15 protein-coding genes and 2 pseudogenes are annotated in these 17435 nt (G+C 69.6%); 10 read left to right on the forward strand and 7 right to left on the reverse strand.

Annotated features, from left to right (window positions below; all coding sequences use genetic code 11):
• Positions 1-88 precede the first annotated feature (88 nt).
• The gene (locus tag AB0I51_RS46125; RefSeq protein WP_362985135.1) at positions 89-1009 is read right to left on the reverse strand and encodes a LysR family transcriptional regulator; all 921 of its coding nucleotides are present in this window, start codon (positions 1007-1009) and stop codon (positions 89-91) included.
• 226 nt (positions 1010-1235) lie between these two features.
• Between AB0I51_RS46125 and AB0I51_RS46130 the strand changes: the two genes are divergently transcribed.
• The 5 genes from AB0I51_RS46130 (at position 1236) to AB0I51_RS46150 (ending at position 7023) form a co-directional block, all read left to right on the forward strand.
• Positions 1236-2219, forward strand: coding sequence for a C-terminal binding protein (locus AB0I51_RS46130; protein ID WP_362985137.1), 984 nt, complete (start codon positions 1236-1238; stop codon positions 2217-2219).
• A gap of 237 nt (positions 2220-2456) precedes the next feature.
• Complete coding sequence (locus AB0I51_RS46135; protein ID WP_362985139.1) at positions 2457-3872, forward strand: APC family permease; 1416 nt, start codon at positions 2457-2459, stop codon at positions 3870-3872.
• A gap of 144 nt (positions 3873-4016) precedes the next feature.
• Positions 4017-5321 carry an FAD-dependent oxidoreductase gene (locus AB0I51_RS46140; protein WP_362985140.1) on the forward strand — a complete coding sequence of 435 codons (1305 nt, stop codon included), beginning with the start codon at positions 4017-4019 and terminating at the stop codon, positions 5319-5321.
• A 1-nt stretch (position 5322) separates the two neighbouring features.
• Positions 5323-5775 (forward strand): flavodoxin domain-containing protein, encoded by a 453-nt coding sequence (locus tag AB0I51_RS46145; protein WP_362985142.1) that lies wholly within the window; start codon positions 5323-5325, stop codon positions 5773-5775.
• 36 nt (positions 5776-5811) lie between these two features.
• Positions 5812-7023: a cytochrome P450 gene (locus AB0I51_RS46150; RefSeq protein ID WP_362985144.1), complete on the forward strand. Its 1212-nt coding sequence runs from the start codon at positions 5812-5814 to the stop codon at positions 7021-7023.
• A 40-nt stretch (positions 7024-7063) separates the two neighbouring features.
• Here AB0I51_RS46150 and AB0I51_RS46155 read toward each other — a convergent pair whose 3' ends face one another.
• Positions 7064-7255: a hypothetical protein gene (locus AB0I51_RS46155; RefSeq protein ID WP_362985146.1), complete on the reverse strand. Its 192-nt coding sequence runs from the start codon at positions 7253-7255 to the stop codon at positions 7064-7066.
• A 120-nt stretch (positions 7256-7375) separates the two neighbouring features.
• Between AB0I51_RS46155 and AB0I51_RS46160 the strand changes: the two are divergent.
• A pseudogene (locus AB0I51_RS46160) lies at positions 7376-7582 on the forward strand (transposase domain-containing protein); the annotation flags it as partial.
• Between the two features lie 15 nt (positions 7583-7597).
• On the opposite strand, the pseudogene AB0I51_RS46165 reads toward AB0I51_RS46160, so the two are convergent.
• The 5 genes and pseudogenes from AB0I51_RS46165 to AB0I51_RS46185 form a co-directional block, all read right to left on the reverse strand.
• A pseudogene (locus AB0I51_RS46165) lies at positions 7598-7954 on the reverse strand (transposase); the annotation flags it as partial.
• Positions 7955-8056: 102 nt separating this feature from the next.
• Positions 8057-8191 (reverse strand): hypothetical protein, encoded by a 135-nt coding sequence (locus tag AB0I51_RS46170; protein ID WP_362985148.1) that lies wholly within the window; start codon positions 8189-8191, stop codon positions 8057-8059.
• Between the two features lie 135 nt (positions 8192-8326).
• A complete protein-coding gene (locus AB0I51_RS46175) occupies positions 8327-10033 on the reverse strand; it encodes a hypothetical protein (RefSeq protein ID WP_362985150.1) in 1707 nt (568 codons plus the stop codon).
• Positions 10030-11403 carry a helix-turn-helix transcriptional regulator gene (locus AB0I51_RS46180; protein WP_362985152.1) on the reverse strand — a complete coding sequence of 458 codons (1374 nt, stop codon included), beginning with the start codon at positions 11401-11403 and terminating at the stop codon, positions 10030-10032. The genes AB0I51_RS46175 and AB0I51_RS46180 overlap by 4 nt, the downstream gene beginning before the upstream one ends.
• A 140-nt stretch (positions 11404-11543) precedes the next feature.
• Positions 11544-11726, reverse strand: coding sequence for a hypothetical protein (locus tag AB0I51_RS46185; RefSeq protein ID WP_362985154.1), 183 nt, complete (start codon positions 11724-11726; stop codon positions 11544-11546).
• 209 nt (positions 11727-11935) lie between these two features.
• Between AB0I51_RS46185 and AB0I51_RS46190 the strand changes: the two genes are divergently transcribed.
• From AB0I51_RS46190 to AB0I51_RS46205, 4 genes are all read left to right on the forward strand, one after another.
• The gene (locus tag AB0I51_RS46190) at positions 11936-14545 is read left to right on the forward strand and encodes a toll/interleukin-1 receptor domain-containing protein (protein ID WP_362985156.1); all 2610 of its coding nucleotides are present in this window, start codon (positions 11936-11938) and stop codon (positions 14543-14545) included.
• On the forward strand, positions 14542-15117 hold the full coding sequence (locus AB0I51_RS46195; RefSeq protein WP_362985158.1) for a hypothetical protein: 576 nt from the start codon (positions 14542-14544) through the stop codon (positions 15115-15117). Before AB0I51_RS46190 ends, AB0I51_RS46195 begins: the two co-directional genes overlap by 4 nt.
• Positions 15118-15166: 49 nt before the next feature.
• Positions 15167-16795, forward strand: coding sequence for a hypothetical protein (locus AB0I51_RS46200; protein ID WP_362985160.1), 1629 nt, complete (start codon positions 15167-15169; stop codon positions 16793-16795).
• A gap of 1 nt (position 16796) precedes the next feature.
• On the forward strand, positions 16797-17435 hold a 639-nt coding region (locus tag AB0I51_RS46205), incomplete at its 3' end, for a hypothetical protein (protein WP_362985161.1).

Here is a 17435-nt window from a genome sequence, read left to right on the forward strand (position 1 = left end):
GGAAATCCTGGTCGCCAGATGTAATTGATGCGAAGGCGGCGGACGATTGTTCCCGCAATTGAAATGATCAATGCGGCTACGCGGGGTTTCAGGCGACGGCGGTCGGGCGCGCTTGATCCAGACACCGGCGCAGGTGTCCGAGCGCGGCCTCGACGGGCCGGTCCGCACACCCTGACCGCCACGCCGCACGCAGGTGGACATCGGGCACGAGTTCGCATTCGCGTCGGGCCAGTGGGATGAAGACGACGTTGGGATTGGCCGTCGACCGGGACACGGAGCGCAGCGCGAGATGGCAGCCGACCTCGGCTCCGACCAGCGCCAGGCAGGACGAGGTGTCGGGAGCGAACTGGACGTTGTTCACGCCCCCGGCGCCGTGCGCGTACCCGAGGCGCCACAGCCGGTCGGTGGTGACCGACCCGGTGGCGTAGGGCAGGGAGACGAACGGCTCGGAGGCCACGTCCTGGAAGGAGACGACCTGCGAGCCGGCGAGCCGGTGGGTCCGGGGCATGGCGACCACTAGGGAGTCGTTGATCAGGACTTCGCTGTCGAGGCCGGGGGGCAGGTTGTCGAAGCGGCCGAGTCCGACGTCCACCTCTTCGTCCAGCAGGCGGCGGATCGTGGGCCTGGAGACGGCCTGGGAGGTCAGATCCAGGCGGATGCCGGGGTGGTCGGCGCGCATGCCACGCGACAGAGCGGCGACCAGGGGGTGCGCCGCGACCCCGCAGAACTCGACCCGTACGGTCCCGGACTCGCCGGACACGGCGGCACTGACGGCGGCTTCGGCGACGGCGACCGCCGCGAGGACCTCTCGGGCCGGCTCCATGAGGGCCTTGCCAGCGGCCGTGAGAGAGACCGAGCGGGTGTTGCGCTCGAACAGGCGGCTGCCGAGCTCCCCCTCAAGGGCCTGGATGGTCCGGCTCAGGGGCGCCTGGGCCATGAAGAGCTGCTCCGCCGCGCGACCGAAGTGCAAGTGCTCGGCGACCGCGAGGAAAGCCTGAAGTTGTCGCACGTTCACGGTCGTACACCTCCGGTTGTGACGCTCGACACCTACCATAGGCTAACGTCCGTTAGTTAGCTAGAGTCTCGGGGCAACGAGATTGATCCGGTTCCGACAACACACCGTTTCCAGTTCGGATGTATTCCGACTTCACCGCACGGGACCCGTTGACTGCCGGTTCGGCGGTCCTTACGTTTCATTTCACTTTCCCCGCGAACAGCTTTAGGCGGCCGTTGAAATGTCTCTTGCAAGCATCACCGAATTTCCGGCAGACACCGGCGAACATGCCGGCGGTCTACTCCTCGTCGGTCCTCAGCAATACCCGAACCTGGAGCGCGAGCGAGCACTGGCCGAGGAGTTCGGGCTGGACTTCGCGGTGGCACCGGACCGGCAGGCGTTCCGCGACTCGATCCCGGAGGCGACCGTCGTGATGGTGACCCCGTACGCGCCGGTGGAGGCCCAGGACTTCGCCGCGATGAAGAAGTGCATCGCCGTGGTGCGGTACGGGATCGGCTACGACAACATCGACGTGGCGGCCGCCCGGACGAAGGGTGTGCCGGTGGCGATCGTGCCAGGTGCGGCGACCGAGGAGGTCGCGTCGCACGCGCTCACCATGGGACTGCTGCTGGCACGGCGCATCCCGGCGGGACAGTCGGCCATCGAGGCCGGCCAGTGGGCGGGCAGCGTCGGGATGGACACGCCACGGTTCTCGCAGCTGGACGTCGCGGTCGTGGGCATGGGCCGGATCGGCCGCCAGGTCGCCCGCTGGTACGCGGCCCTGGGCACGAACGTCCGTGCCTACGACCCGTTCGCGACCTTCGACTCGGTGCCGGCCGCGCCACTGAAGGAACTGCTCGAACAGTCCGACGTGGTATCGCTGCACCTGCCGCTGTCGGCCACGACCAGAAACCTGGTGTCGGCCGAGGTCATCCGGCGTATGCGGCCGCGCTCAGTCCTCGTCAACGTCTCGCGCGGCGGGCTCATCGACGAGACCGCGCTGGCGGACGCGCTGCGCTCGGGCCATCTGGCGGGTGCGGGTCTGGACACCTTCACCACCGAGCCGCTGCCGGCGGATCACGTACTGCGCGGCGTGCCGAACCTGGTGATGACCCCGCACGTCGCCTGGCGGTCCGACCTGGCGATGGACGCGCTCCAGGAGGCCGTCGTGCTGCGCGCCCGGCAGGCCCTGACGGGTCGGCCGCTGTCGGACCTGGTCACCTGACCGGCTCGGCATCGCGCCGCGGCCACCTCCCCCCCCGAACGTCTGCGCGGGCACTGACGCCGGCGCAGCAGGCTCCACGCGGTGAGCACGTCCTGAGCAGGACGGCATCCGCCGAGAGGCGACACCAACCCCAACCGGCCCCGCGGTAGCTCGGGTGGGCCCCATCAGGAAGAGAAACTCATGGCACGACACGAGCAGGTCCCCACCGTGAGTGGTGAAAGACGAAAGGCGGAAGTCGTGGAGCAGCCGCGACGACTGCGGGGCAACATGGGCGTCGGAGAGCTCGCCATGAGCGTGCTCGCGTTCTCCGCGCCGCTGACGACTGTGGCGGGGTTCATCCCCGTGCTGCTGATGTACGGCGGCAAGACCGGGCCGGCGATCTACATCGTGGCCACGGTCATACTCCTGGCCTTCTGCGTCGGCTTCACCCTGATGGGCCGCACCGTACCCAACCCCGGCGGCTTCTACGCCTTCGTGACACAGGGCCTCGGCCGCTCGGCCGGTCTGGGCGGCGCGTTCCTGGCGACGTTCGGCTACTTCATGATCGGGTTCTTCGCCCCGCCGTTCTTCGCGATCACCATCCAGAGCTACGTGGAGAAGAACCTCGGCGGTCCGCACATCGGCTGGGGCTGGTATGCGCTGGCGATCGTCGCGGTGACCACCGCGCTGGCCTACCGGCGCATCGACCTCTCGGCGAAGGTACTGACCGCCGTCATGGCGCTCGAAGTCGTGGTCGTCGTCGTCTTCGACATCGCGTCGTTCGCGCACGGGGCCCCGTCCGGCACCGGAGGTGCCTCGCTGGGCCTGCCATGGGTCACCGACCCCAACCTCGGTCTCGCCCTCCTGTTCGTGGTCGGCAACTTCTTCGGCTTCGAGGCCACCGTCATCTTCCGCGAGGAGGTCAAGGACCCCGACCGGACCATCCCCCGGGCCACCTACCTCTCCGTCGCGGGCGTCGGTGTCTTCTACGCACTGGCCGCATGGGCCTACATCGCCTCCACCGGTGCCGACAAGACACAGTCGGTAGCCACGGCCAACCTCGGCGGGCTGTTCACCGACTCGATGGCCGCGCTGGTCGGCAAGACCGTGGTGGACGTCGTCACCGTCCTGCTGATGACCTCGATCCTGGCGTCGATGCTGTCCATCCACAACGTCGCGGCACGGTACATGTACTCCCTCGGAACCGACAGGGTCGTGCCGAAGGCGCTGGGCAAGGTGCACCCGAGGCACGGGTCGCCGTACGTGGCCGCGTCCCTCATCGGTGCGCTGTGGGCGATCGGAGTGGTCCTGTTCGTCGCGCTGGGCAGCGACCCGAACGTCCTGTACGCGCGTGCGTCCGGCATCGGATCCTTCGCGATCCTGCTGCTCCTGTTCGCGGCGAGCGTGGCGGTGTTCTTCTTCTTCCGCCGCAACCCGTCCTCGGAGCCCGCATGGAAGACCGCGGTGGCACCGCTCGTGTCGGCCGCCGGTATCGGCGTGGTGGCGTACCTCGCGGTGGCGAACTACTCGGACCTGCTCGGTGGCTCCGGCGTCGTCACGTCGTTCTTCCTGTTGTTCACCTTCGCCCTGTTCCTCGTCGGGATGGTCCACGCGCGAGTTCTGCGCGGTCGACGCCCCGAGGTCTACCAGCGCATCGGCCGCCAGGAACTGTGACGGCTCTCCGCTGACGGCGGCCGACCTCAGCCAAGCGATCACGTCCTTCGCGAGACCGAGGTCGGCGCCCTCTGTGCTAACTATCGTTAGTTAGCTATCGTTGATCACGCCTGTCGAACCCCTTCCGCAGCAACTGAGGTAGCCATGAGAACACCGGCAGAGACAGTGCCGAACCGGTCGGCCGGCGCCACCGGCGAGGCAGTCCCGTTCCGGGTCGCGGTCGTCGGCGCCGGCCCCAGCGGGTGTTACACGGCCCAGGCTCTACGCAAGTCACAGCCGGACGTCGAGATCGTCGTCCTCGACTCCCTGCCGACGCCCTTCGGGTTGGTCCGGTACGGCATCGCACCCGACCACCAGGGCGCCAAAGCCGTGTCGCGTCAGTTCGAGCGGGTCTTCGCACAGCCGGGAGTGGAGTTCGTCGGAAACGTGTCCGTCGGGACCGACGTCGGCTTCGAGTCGCTTGCCGAGAACTTCCACGCGGTCGTACTCGCCACCGGGCTGGGGGCGGACCGGCGACTGGACATCGACCAGGATCCGGACGTCCGGGTCGTCGGCGCCGGAGACCTGATCCGGCTCCTGAACTCGGACCCGGACGCCCGCCTGCGGCACCGGTCGGACGGGCTCGACAGTCTCGGCTCCGAGGTGGTCATCCTCGGCACCGGAAACGTCGCGGTGGATGTGGCACGACTCCTGGTCAAGTCCGACCTCGACTTCATCGCGTCCGACATCGACGACGACGCTCTGCGCGCGGTGACACCGGACCCCGTCCGGACCATCCACATCCTGGGGCGATGTCCGTCACATCTGGCGAAGTGGGACGCGTCGATGGTGAAGGAACTCGCCCAGGTCGTGGGTGTCCACGTGAGCGTGGACGGCGCACCTCTCTTCGGTGAGCCCGCGGTGTCTCCGCGGACGACGGTGGACGTGCGCTTCGAACGGGTCCCGGCCTCGATCCGTCGGCACGACGGTCGGATACGCGTGACGACGCACCGCGCCGGTGACATCGGTACGGTCGACCATCTCGACGCCGACGCCGTCATCACGGCACTCGGGTTCGACTCCTCCGCGACACACGCGGCGCGGTTCGACGGCCTCCAGGCGCCGAACGTGTTCCGGGTGGGCGGTCCGGCCACCGGACGACTGGGCAATCTCGCGGAGAACCGGAAGCTCGCGGCGGACACGGTGAAGGACATCCTCGCCTTCCTCCGCGGCCGGGAGCACCGGCCCCGTGCGGGCCTGGACGGTCTGCGCAGGCAACTGCCCGCCTCGGCGGTGGACTTCGAGGCGTGGCGGCGCATCGACGACGCAGAGATCCGGCGCGCCCGACCCGACAGATGCCGGACCAAGTTCACCACCAGGGACGAACTCCTCGCCGCGGCGGCGGATTCCGCCGTCCTCCCTTCCACACCGCTGGCCACGACCGGGCCATCGACAACCCAGGAGAAGTGACATGACCGTCGTACACGTCCTGTTCGGAACCGAGTCGGGCAACGCGGAGATGGTCGCCGACGACATCGCCACCGCGTTCGGCGAGCAGGGATTCGAAGCCGTCACCTCGGAACTGACCGATGTCGAAGTGTCCGACCTGGCGGCCATGGAGATCGCCGTGTTCGTGAGCTCCACCTACGGGGAGGGCGGACTGCCGGAGACGGCGGCGCCCTTCTACGACGCGCTCGTCACGGAGCGCCCCGACCTGACCGGTGTGCGGTTCGCCGCGTTCGGCCTGGGCGACAGCGTCTACGAAACGTTCAACAACGCCATCGAGACCCTCCGTACGGCTCTCCTGGAACTCGGCGCGGAGCAGATCGGGACCACGGCCAGGCACGACGCCGCTTCGACGACCCCGGCCACCGACCTCGCCGAAGCCTGGGCCCGCGACCTCCTGACCCTTGTGGCCGCCTGAACCCGCCCCCGCCCGACCAGATCCGAAGGAGTGACCATGAGCTTGACCATCGAGGACGCCGGAGCCCTGTTCCCGTGGAACGAAGAGGGGTTCCGGGCCGATCCGTACCCGGCGTACGAGCGGGCTCGGGCGATCGCGCCGGTGCACCGGACGACGGAGAACACCTACGTGGTACTGAACCACGCGGACACCATGCACAACGCGAAACTTCCGTGTATGCGGATCGCGGAACCGCCGTCCTTCGCCGTCCCCGGCGCGCCGCCGCACCCGTGGACCGCTTTCGACAACACGGTCCTGTCGAAGGACGCGCCCGAACACACCAGGATGCGGCGGTTGACGAACCGCTGGCTGACACCGAAGAAGATCGGCACCTGGGCGCGGCTGACGCATGACTTCACGGTCGAGGCGCTCGACCGGCTCAGCCCCGGCGAGGTGGTGGACGCCCACTTCGACCTCGGCGTACTGCCGACCCATCTGACGATGTGCCGCATCCTCGACATGCCCGTGGGGGATGTGGAGGGGATGTTCTGGGCGCTGTGGGACGCGATGCTCATCAACGCGACCGCGCCGGGAGAGGGCATCCACGCCAGGTCGCTGGCCGGCATGAACTTCATATTCGCCGAGACCGAGCGGTACGTGCGGGAGAAGCAGACCGCCGAGGAGGCCGGGAACGGCTTGGTCGACGAACTCCTCGCAGCTCACGGGCGCGGTGAACTCACCTGGCGGGAGGTCCTGGAGACCACGGTGCTGCTGTACATGTCGGGCGGCCCGAACCCCGCCTACCTCATCGGCGCCGGATTCAAGCTGTTCGCCGAACGACCGGACCTGATGGCGGAGTTCGGCCGGCGGCCCGAGATCCGGGACGCCTTCATCAATGAACTGGCACGCCTGAACCCGGTGGAGCTCATCATCACCCGCTTCCCGAACGAGGACATCGAGATCCAGGGCGTCCACATCCCCGCCGGTTCCTGCATCAAGTACCCGATCGGCGCCGCGAACCGGGACCCCTCGGTGTTCGAGAACGCCAACGAGTTCGACTACAACCGACCGCCGGACGCGAGCCGGAACCTGACCTTCGGCCTCGGCACCCACGCCTGCGCCGGACAGCTGCTGGCGCGGGCCGAGACCAGCGCGATCCTCGGCCTCGTCGCCGAGCGGTACTCCTCGGTCGAACTCGCCGGCGCTCCCTTGGAGGTCCGCACCGACCGGCTGGTCGCCTTCGAAAAACTGCCTGTCCGACTGTACTGAGATCGCTTTCGCACCCAGAAATCGCCTTCTTCATACCGAGCTACGTACACAGGCGGCGGTACGGCGCCTCGGGGAAGTACGTGCGCCACTGGGCTCGAGTCAGGTCGGTGCCACCGGACCGGGCACACACCAGGGAGACGGCGCGGCCTGGATCCACCACGTAACGCTGGAGCGGGACATGGGTGCTGCCGGCGTAGAGGGTGCGGCTGTCGGGGCTAAAGGCCAATGCCACGAAGTTAACGCCACGGCCACCACGTCAAGTCCGTTGCCGAGATGGATGGTTCCGGCCCTCCAGGCCGCGGTTTCCCTGATAGGAGAAGGTCGACCAAGACCTTCTTGACCAGGAGACCCGTTGTCGAGTCAGCTCTCCACCTGCACCTTGACCCGTACCACCACTGTCGCAGCGGGCGCCTTCGCGCCTGGTCATCTTGGCGGGCTGACTCAGCACATACCCTTCGAGCTCGTTGATCACGTCCTCGACGAGACCAAGACTGTTCAGGTCCGAGTGCGTACGCTCCCGTCCCGGGTCGGGGTCTACTTCGTCCTGGCCCTGGGGCTTTCCCGTCTCTCATTCCCATGCCTGGTCGGGGGCCTGCTCGAAGGCCCTGTCGATGCGTGGGCCGGCCAGGGAGAACTGGGACCTGGGGACGGCCAGGACATAGCCGACGCCGGATGTCTCCACCATCCGGCGGAAGCGGTTGTCCCGTCCATAAGCGGCGTCCGCCGTGACCCAGGCGATCGGCAGCGGCGAGGCCAGCGCCCTGCGAACGATCGTCGCCGCGAGGGTGTTCTTGGTGGCGAACTCCCGCTGATCGGGGACCTTGGCCGCGCGGCAGCGGTCGCGATCGTCGGTCCAGGACGTGGGCAGGTAGAGCTCGCGGTCCACCAGGGCGCGGCCGGCCGTGCTGGCGTAGGCGGCGAAGACCTCGATCGCCCACCGGCCCTGCGGGACCTCCAGCGTTCCGGCGCCCCACTGTTCCAGGACGGTCCGCATGGCAGCCGCGTCGGACACCCGCGCCATGGCCGGGGCCAGCTACTGGGCGACGTCCGCGGCGCCGTAGATTCGCAGGGCGTCCGCCGCGTCCTCGACGGTCCAGGACCGTAGGACGAGCCGGGGTGTGGTGATCCGGGTTCCTTCAACGACGACACGATGCTCGCGTGCGGTCATGCCGGAGCGCTACCAACCGCTCACTGATCCGTCGCGTGCATCCCTACGAGGTCCAGCCCGGACTACGTGCGGTTCGACCTGCGTGAGCTGCTGGGTGACCGTGCCCCGGTCCCCTTCCTCGTGCTGTCGTCTCCGTCACGTGCCGTCGGGAGATGGCTCCAGCGCGGCGGCGTCGAAGAAGGACTCGGTGGCGAAGAGATGGACGAGCATCGGTTGCAGCGACTCGGCCCAGTCTGTCCAGTCGGCTCCCTCCATGCGCAGGTGCAGCGACTCCGTGTGGGACAGCTGGCTGACCAGGGTCTCCATGCCCGTGTCGTCGCCGACCGCGAGCCACACCCCGGTGTGGTGATCGGAGGCCAGGAGCAGACCGCGCCGGTTCCAGTCCGAGCCGCCGAGGTCAAGGTAGAGGCCGCTGAGCACAGTGCCGTCGGGCCACGACGGCAGGACGGACACGACCCCGACGTCCAACAGCACGAAGAGCCTGCCGGTTTCCTCCAGCGCGGGCAGCCAGGCGGACTGCCAGCCACGGTCGAACAAACAACTGGCGGCGACACAGTGCAGCAGCGGGCCACGGTCCGCCCAGAGCTCCGCCAGCCGGTGGAGATCGGCCGGCTCCCGCAGCAGGGTGTGCCATACGGCGTCGCCTCCCGCTCCGTCGTCCGCCACCGCACGGAGGGCAACGGCGGGTCCCTCAAGGCGGGCGAGCGTCTCCTCAGCCCTGGCGTCGAAGGCGTAGCCCTCCAGGAGTCGTGCGGGGAGGCGGACCGCGGTCACCAGGGACGGACGGCCCGCGATCCGCGCGCTCGCGTCGATGACTCTGACGACCTCTTCGGGGTCCACGTCGGGCCCCAAGGTGATGAGTTGGGCGGCCCTCGGCTCCGGCACGATCCAGTGGCGTGCCTGGCGGACGAGCGAGGCCTCGAACGTGGCGTCGTCGACGTGCGGGATATCCGGTGGCTGAACGCGCACGGGGGGACCGTCGGGGTCGTCCGCCTGGATTCGGTCCGCCAGTTCGACGGCCTCCGCACGCCCGCCGAGGAAGGGCAGCACGGTGGCCCCCATGCCCCGCAACTCCTCCGCTACCCTGCGGTAGATGAGGTCCTCCCACCGTTCCCAGGCGTCGTCGAAGGCGTCGGCCACGGCGGCGGACGGATCGGCTCCGGGCATGTCGGCCGTCAGCGCCTCGTCTCCGAAGGCAGTGGCGACCTCTTGGTCGACGGCCTTCGCGGCCGCCCCCATGAGCGCGCCACGGTCGCCGCGCAGCAGCCGGTTCCAGCGCCCGTCCGGCCGGTCGACCTCGCGCAACAGGCTGAGCATGAACCCGTCTGGCCATGTCTCCGACAGCCGTTGCAGGACCGGCGTCTGCATGCTGGCCCGGGCCAACGCCGAGACGGCCAGGGCCTGTCGGTGCGGTCCGGTCACCTGCGCCACCGCGGCGGCCGTACGGACGTACAGGGGCTGGTAGTCCGGGTAATGCTCCAACACGCGTTCCGCCTGCGGGAATCGGCCGGAGACCGCACTGACGCTCATAAAGGTGGCGAAGGACTCGTGCACGGTCCGGCAGGCGTCACGCAGGGGCAGACCGAGCGCCTGCCACGGCCTGTACCGTGCGGACAGATGCAGCGCGATCCCCCAGGTGGTGCTGTCGTTCAGCATCGCGTGATGCGCTTCGTGCGCGTGCAGCACCCGGTCGCGTACTCCGTCCTTGCCGTCGCCGCGCAACTCGAACCGGCGGGGGCGGTACGCGCCCGTACTGCCCGTCAAGCCGTCGAGGAAGAAGGCGAGATGATCCTCGTCCCACGGGTCCTTCTCGTTGCCGTCGGGCCTGGCGTCACCGGTCATGATCCACTCGCACGGTCGTCGGGATGCGGGGTGTGCAGCATCGAGGTGAGTAGGGGGTACACGTCCCGCACCGCGGGCTGGTCGCAGCGGCGGGCCAACACGCGGGCGAGAGCCAGGAGATCGGTCCGTATGCTCCAGGAAGCGGTGGCGGCGAAACCGGGGAGGAGCTCACGCAGCAGCGCACAGGCGTGGTCGATGTCCCCCGCGGCCGCCCGCGCGAGAGTCTGCCGGGTCTCCCAACGGGTCTTGAGCCGACGGGACTCGTCGGGTATGGCGCTCAGTTCCCGGTCGAACATCTCGGCCGCCTCGGCGGGCCTGCCGAGGTCGTACAGGCATCCGGCGGTGGCCAGCGACACCGGATCCCCGCCGCTCGACGTGCCCAGGACGCGGGTGGATTCGTCGCCCGCCGAGTCGTCGAGCAGGGAGCGTGCCCGGTCCAGCGCGTGCCGGCACTCCCCGTAGGCGCCGGCCAGTGCGTGTCCCTGTGCCTCGCGCAGGGCGGCCAGTCCCCGGACCCGGGGGCCCGCCGCAGGTGCCGTCTGGGCCCGCTGGGCCAAGGCGATCGTGGCCAGGGCGTCGCCGGCATTCATCCTGATCAGGGCGTGGCGGACGAGTCCGTAGGCGGCGAGTTCGAGGTCACCGCCCCGTTTGGCGAGGACCACGGCCCGGTCGGTCCACCACATCGCCATGTCGTCGCGTCCGGCCTCCTGCGCCATCCAGCCCGCGTACTCGGCATAGCGGGAGGCAAGCAGGTAACTCTCCGACCGCCAACGGCCGTCGGCGTGTTCGGCGACCGTCTCGAGGGTGTGGGTCTGGGCGATGAGCGAGGGCAGGACGGCGGCGGGACTCGCCCGCTGGCCCAGGCGCCGCACGAGTGGGAAGAGTTCGGCGAACGTGGACACCATGGTCTCCGCGTCCAGCCCTTTCGGTGTCGACGCCCCGGGGGCCGCCAGGCCGAGCGACAGCAGGGAGGCCGCGCCGATGCCGACCGCCTGCCGCCGGTCGGCGGGTTGAAACCAGATCGAACCGCCTCGCCCCATGCCCATGATCCATATCTCGTCGTCGTTGCCTGCGTCGGCTTCGAGGCCCGCGTGGATGTCGAGGCCCACGATGCTCTGGATGCCGGGCGCCGGAGCCGTCGGTCCGGCGTCGGCGCGGTCCGGGGGAACGAGGGCGGCCAGTTCGCCCTCGGCGCCCAGAGCCGCGTCGCAGCGGCGGGCCAGCGCTGCCGTGGGCCGCCTGCCCCCGGTCTCCACGCGGCTCAAGTAGCCCTTGCTGTAGTGGGTTTGGCCGGCCAGCACGGCCAGTGACACACCGGCCGCCATCCGGCGCTGCCGAAGCGCTGGTCCGAAGGAATCCCTGACGTCCACGACGGCTCCCGGCTCACGACGAGGCGTCCCCGAGCCAACGGCGGGGAAGCGGCCCTTGGGATTGCGCCGCCGTGAACACGGGGTGTCGCTGAACGGTGACACAAAAGATCTCTCCGGACAAGACGCGCTCGACGGCCGGTTCATCGGGAGTCGGACCGCGATCCGCCGCGCAGCAGGAGCCACAGGGCGATCCCGCCGAGGACCACCTCGGTGCCGTGGCCCGACCGTCCCGCGTAGGTGAACAGGGCGACCAGCTGGTGCGCGTTGACCAGCCACGCCACTGTGGCGATCAGGCCTTTGTTTCCGCTCGGGATCCGTTCCACGGAGCTGCCACCTCCCCTGGTGAGTGTCTTCAGCGTCTGCTCCCTCCGCACTCGGCTGAAGGGGTTGCCAATCGTCAGGCCGGACTGGCAACAGGCAACACCGGGCAACGGCTTCCAACCCGCCGGCAATAGCGGATCATTGGAGGTGATGTGCCACTACGAGCAGCGTTCGCCGAACTCGATCCGACTCGATGCGAGGTGCCGTCGGGGTGACCGGAGTCTTCATCAACTACCGCAACTCCGACGAGCCCTACGTGGCCGTACTCATCGACCGGCTCCTCAAGGAGCGGCTCGGCCCCGACAACGTGTTCCGTGCCAGTCGCTCCAACACTCCGGGCAGGGACTTCCGGGACCAGATCCTGGGCCGCCTCAAGGAGTGCGCCGTACTGATCGCCGTCATCGGCAAGAGCTGGCTGGACACCCGCGACGCCGAGGGCGCACGGCGCTTGTGGCAGCCGGAGGACTGGGTACGCCGGGAGATCGAACTGGCCTTCACGGAGGGCTTGCGCGTCATCCCCGTGTACGTCACCGGAGCGCCCGCCCCACAGGCCGAGCAACTCCCGCCGGAAATCGCGCAGTTGGCTCACCAACACGGCGTACGGCTGCACCATCGCTCCGCCGACACGGACCTGGAGCGTCTGGCCGCCGTAGTGGAGCGGTGGGTTCCGGACCTCCGGCTGGACGTGCTGCTGGAACGCCCTCCCGCCGCGCCTCCCTGGGGTCTGCCCAGCGCCCTGCTGCGCCCCGAGCATCAAGTCGTCCCCTTCGAAGAACCCACAGGTCGGCGAGGGTTGGAGATCCTGCTGGATTGGTGCGAGGGGGCCGCGTCGGCTTCTGTGCTGCTGCTCACTGGGGGCGCGGGGCAGGGCAAGAGCCGGCTGGCTCGCGAGGTGTGCGAGCGACTGCGGAGCGAGAAGTGGACGGCGGGACTCGTCGCTCCGGGCACCCCACCGTCGGTCCTGGAGCGGATCCACGGTCTGGTCCGGCCCACCCTCCTCGTGTTCGACGCCGCCGAGTCGCGCCAGGAGGAACTGTCCGCCGCCTTCACCGCCCTGGCCCGGCGGCCCGGTTCGGCGCCGCCGGTACTGCTGCTGCTGCTCGCGCGCTCGGGCGGGGACTGGCTCGACCAGATCCAGGTCGACGACGACCGGGCGGCGGATCTGCACGGCCGTGTCAAGACCGTGTCGCTGTCCGCGCCGGACTTGGAACAGGCAGCACGCGAGCGGGAGTTCGCCCGGGCCATGGACGTCTTCGCCACCCGGCTGAACATCGCCCTGCCCGCGGTCCCACCGCCAGCCCCCGCACCGCAGGCCTTCGAGAGCCCGCTGGATCTGCACGGCGCCGCGCTGGAAAGTGTGTTGGACCTGAACGGAGGCCGGGTGAACGGTTCGTCAGGGGCGCGGCCCGACGTCTTCGGCCGCCTGCTGGATCTCGAACGCGGCTACTGGCGGCGCACGGCAGAGGCGTTTCAGCTGGCGCCCGCGGATCCCGGCCGGTTCGACCAGACGGCCGCCGCCGCCACTCTCTTCGGCGCCGCCGACCACACCGAGGCGGTCAGGACGTTGGGCGCGCTGCCGGCGTTCCGTGGGGCCGAGGGGTGGACAGTGGAGAAGTACATCGGCTGGGCCCAGTCGATGTACCAAGGGGCGGCCGCGCTCAACGCCCTGCGGCCGCGCCGGCTCGGCGAGGTCCAAGCCGCGCAGGTGGTGATCCGGTACCCGGACTTCCTGGAGTGTCTGCGGTCGGTGTCCGACACCCAGGCCGTCAGGGCCCTCACCCTCCTGGGGCGCGCGATCGCCCGTGATCGCCGTGTGGAGGGCCGTATCGCGGCTGCCCTGCGCACCGAGCCGGGCCGATTGGCACCGCTGGCGCTGGACGCCACGCTCGCCCTGGAGGAACCCGCCGCGTTCGTCGCAGAGATCGCCGCCACGCTCCGGGACGCCGAACCGGCCGTGCTGGAGCGGGCGTTGGCGGCGCTGCCCCAGCGCAGCATGGTGCTGGCCAAACTCGCGGCGGACATCACCCGGTGGGCACGCACCGCGCACCGCGCCCGCGCCGATGGCGATCCGCGCAAGGCCGCGCTGCTCGCCCGCCGGTTCGCCGGGCGCCACAGCTATCTGGGCGCACACCTGGAGGAGGCGCTGGCGGCGGCCGAGGAGGCGGTCGGCCTCTACTCCTCGCTGAGTACCACCGATCCGGCGCTCCTGCCCGAACTCGCCGAGGCACAGGCCGTTCTGGCCCTGTTGCTGAGCGACACCGGCCGGCACCCGGAAGCCCTCGCCGCGGGCGCCGCCGCCGTGGAGCGGTACCGCGCTCTCCCGCCGAGCACCGATCGACGGCATACGGCGGGACTGGCCACCGCCCTCAACAACCAGGCCATCCGGGCGGGCCGGCAGGGCGACCCGGTGACCGCGCTCGCACACGCGCGGCAGGCGGTGCGGCTCACCGGCACGCTGGTCGAGGCCAACCGACCGGCCCATCTGTCGCTACGCGCCGACGCGTTGGACACCCTCGCCACCCTGACGACCGACCGGCAGGAGGCGCTGGAGGTCGGCGCGCAGGCCCTTTCCCTGCGCGAGGAACTGGCCACCGCACGCCCCGACGCCTATGAGCCGCAGCTCGCGGCGACCTCGTACAACCTCGCCCTGCTGTCGGCGCGGGCAGGGCGTCCCACGGACGCCCGGGAGCTGGCGGCAGCGGCGCTCGTCCACTACGAGCGGGTCGTCGAACGCCATCCCGGGCGCTTCGAGGGGGAGTTGGCCCGCGTACGCCGGTGGCTCGACCGGCCGTACCCGACGAAAGGCAGCGCAGAACAGTGACCGACGACTCGATCGACGCCCTCAAGAAGGCCGCCCAGGTGGACGGTGACCTCCTGCACCGCGCGGAACTCGAGCGCATCGCCGCCACGGTGACGACCGTGGACGACGGTGAGTTCATCCACGCGGTCACCCGCGTGTGCGGACTGTCGTGGGAGAGCGGACGCGAACACACGAAGGAGCGACTGGAGCTGACCGACGACCGGAGCTGGGTCGACCTCGGCACACCAGGCAACCGGGAACGGCTGCTGCAAGCGGTGTTGGCCGCGGCGATCGTCGGCTCCGGCGCCGTGTCGGACACCACCTCGGTCACGCTGGCGGCCCGTTGCCTGCCCGCGGTCGCGTATCTGCCGGCCAGTTCCGTCACGGCGGGAGAGGCGGGACTCCGGCTCGAACTACGGCTGCGCCCCGGGCCGTTCGTCCTCCCCGACGATCTCGTGACGCAGATCAACGCCGAGGACTTCAGGGAGTTCGGCGAGGAACTCGCAGCGTCCGTGCTCCACTCCCCCTTCGCCGCGCGCAGCGGCACCACGCTGAGCGTGCAACCGCCGTCGGCCGCCCGAGACCGGAACTGAGACGTCGTGCCGGTTCGTCGACGATCGTCTCATGCGGAAAGGAGTCCCGGTGGACGGCAACCTATCGCATGTCCTGGGCCTGACCAGTCCGGACGCCCATGTCATGACCGGCTCGTACACCTACAGCGGCTGGAACGTGGTCCACATAGCCGGGACCGGCCTCCTGCACGCCATGATGCCCACCCAGCACGAGGCGGAGCATGCCGCGCTCAATGCCTCCAGCGCCTGGGGCACGGCGCTGCTCGCCTTCCATGTCGCCCACCTCAAGACCGGCGATCCGACATACCTGGACACGCTGAGAGAGCTGGTCGAGCGCTGTCGTACCACCCATGAGGCGTACGCCACCCACGCCTCGGTCTTCGGAATCTGCTCACGTTCCGAACTGACGCCGGACGAGCTGCTCGCCGGCTATCCGGAGTACGTCCGCTTCCATGAACTCGCCCAGCGGACCGGCCCGGATCCGGAGTCGCGCCCCTACTGGCACGGCGTCGCGATCGACAGCGCGCTGATGGCGTGCATGCAGACGCCGATCCTGGACCGGCTGGCCGAGTACGGCTTCGCGGGATTCTCCCCGCCCGCGCGGGTCCTGCGCGACTCGGACAGTCCCGACGCCCGTTTCCGCGCCCTGCGCGGGCAGAACACCGTCCTGTGGACGGAGTTGGAACGGATGCTGGCCGACGCCCTCGGCTCCGAAGTGTGGGAGCGGTTGCGGCACACAGCCACCGCCGACATCAAGGGCGTCGGCGCCTTCGGCACCGAGGTCTGGGACCAGCTCCAGGCGGTCACATTCACCACGGCGTCCAGCGCGCTGCGCGAACTGGGCTTCGCCACACCGACGATCGAGAATATGATGGCGGCCAGTGAGGAGACGTTGAAGGCACTGCGCGGGGTCGTCCCGGAGGCGGAGCGGATCTTCGTGCCGCCCGGCAGTTTCCGCACGGACGCGTTGAGTCTGTTCGAGCTGGAGAATCTCACGCTGCGCACACCCCGCCCGGCCAGGGTCCGGCGCTGGGCCGACCGCGGGGTCACCGCGCTGACATCGGGCGCGTCCCCTCGTACGCATGTGTACGTCTGCGTCCGCTCCCTGGAACGCCTGCGGGTGCAGTTCAACCTCGACATCGGCCATCTCACAGACCTCGCCCCCCTCACTCCCGTGGTGGCCGTCCTGGTGCCGGCGGACGAGCGCACCGGGCGCCCGGTGGAGCTCTTCGTCGTCGACGACCCGGGGCAGCTCGCCGAGATCCCGGCGGCGGGCACCGACCTAGGCGTCGTGGTGAACTACTCGCTCGCGTGCAGCCTTCAGAGAGCCTGGGCCGCCACGTGGCTGCCGAGGCTGCGCACGCTGGGCGAGACGACGGCGCTGTTCGACACCCTCCCCCGGCGTACCGTGCCGGTCCTGCTGGAGTCCGGTCATCCGCTGCGGTACGCGCTGATCGCCGTACGTGACGAGGAGCACGAGTCCTTCGTCCTATGTGTGCGGCTGGGCGACGATCCGCTTCTGCTGCTGCCATGCGGCTTCGCCGCGGGCCAGGCGATGGCAAGCTGGATCCACTACGCCTCGGGCGAGCGGCTGCGGTCGGATCTCGCCGTGCTCGGCCGCGACGAGGAGCATCTGGTCCCCGTCGTGGTCAGTCATCTCGTCGGCGAAGAAGCCGTCATCGGCTTCTGGGCGGCCTGACATGGGTACCTCCTCGGGCGCCTTCGACCACGACGGCTGGTGGATATCCCAGCCCGGCGACGATCCCAGGAGCACGCAGTTCGCGTCGGCGCACGAGTCCCACCACAAGCAGCTGCAGGATTCGACGAGTTACGGCGCTGTCGCACGTGTCTACCACGAGCTGGGCAAGGCCACCGGGCAAGTGCGGTACGGGGAGTTGGCCGGGCTGCTGACCCGAGCGAGCACGAACGTGCAGGAGGCCTTCGCATCCTGGCTGCCCGCCACCGCGCTCGCGTGGACGCGCGCCGACCTGGTGCGCGGATATCCCGAATACGGGCCACATTACGACGCGTTGGAGAGCCTGGTCGGCGGGATCAAGAGCCCCTATCTCCGTTTTCACGCCGCGCACACGCTGTGCCGCGCCTGCATGCAGACGACGGCCATCGCCACCGCGCTCCACGCCGGTCTGCACAACTTCTCGCTCGCGGCCATCCGTGACCGTGATCTGCCCGACTCCCGGTTCGCGTTCCTCCGCAGACGCCCGACCAACTGGGAACAGGCCGTGATGAGGGGCCTCACGTTTTCCGGACAGGCTTCTGACCGTTTATTTCACGCGGCGATTCGCAACTTCTCATACTCGGCGTGGACTTCGCGCGGAGGG

It is taken from the genome of Streptomyces sp. NPDC050549 (genome assembly GCF_040655035.1).
In the GTDB taxonomy this organism is placed as follows: Bacteria; Actinomycetota; Actinomycetes; order Streptomycetales; family Streptomycetaceae; genus Streptomyces.

Coding starts and splice junctions, on each gene's coding strand:
- AB0I51_RS46150 (WP_362985144.1), top strand. CDS start 5,812: ATGAGCTTGACCATCGAGGACGCCGGAGCCCTGTTCCCGTGGAACGAA.
- AB0I51_RS46175 (WP_362985150.1), bottom strand. CDS start 10,033: ATGACCGGTGACGCCAGGCCCGACGGCAACGAGAAGGACCCGTGGGAC.
- AB0I51_RS46170 (WP_362985148.1), bottom strand. CDS start 8,191: ATGACCGCACGCGAGCATCGTGTCGTCGTTGAAGGAACCCGGATCACC.
- AB0I51_RS46145 (WP_362985142.1), top strand. CDS start 5,323: ATGACCGTCGTACACGTCCTGTTCGGAACCGAGTCGGGCAACGCGGAG.
- AB0I51_RS46130 (WP_362985137.1), top strand. CDS start 1,236: ATGTCTCTTGCAAGCATCACCGAATTTCCGGCAGACACCGGCGAACAT.
- AB0I51_RS46140 (WP_362985140.1), top strand. CDS start 4,017: ATGAGAACACCGGCAGAGACAGTGCCGAACCGGTCGGCCGGCGCCACC.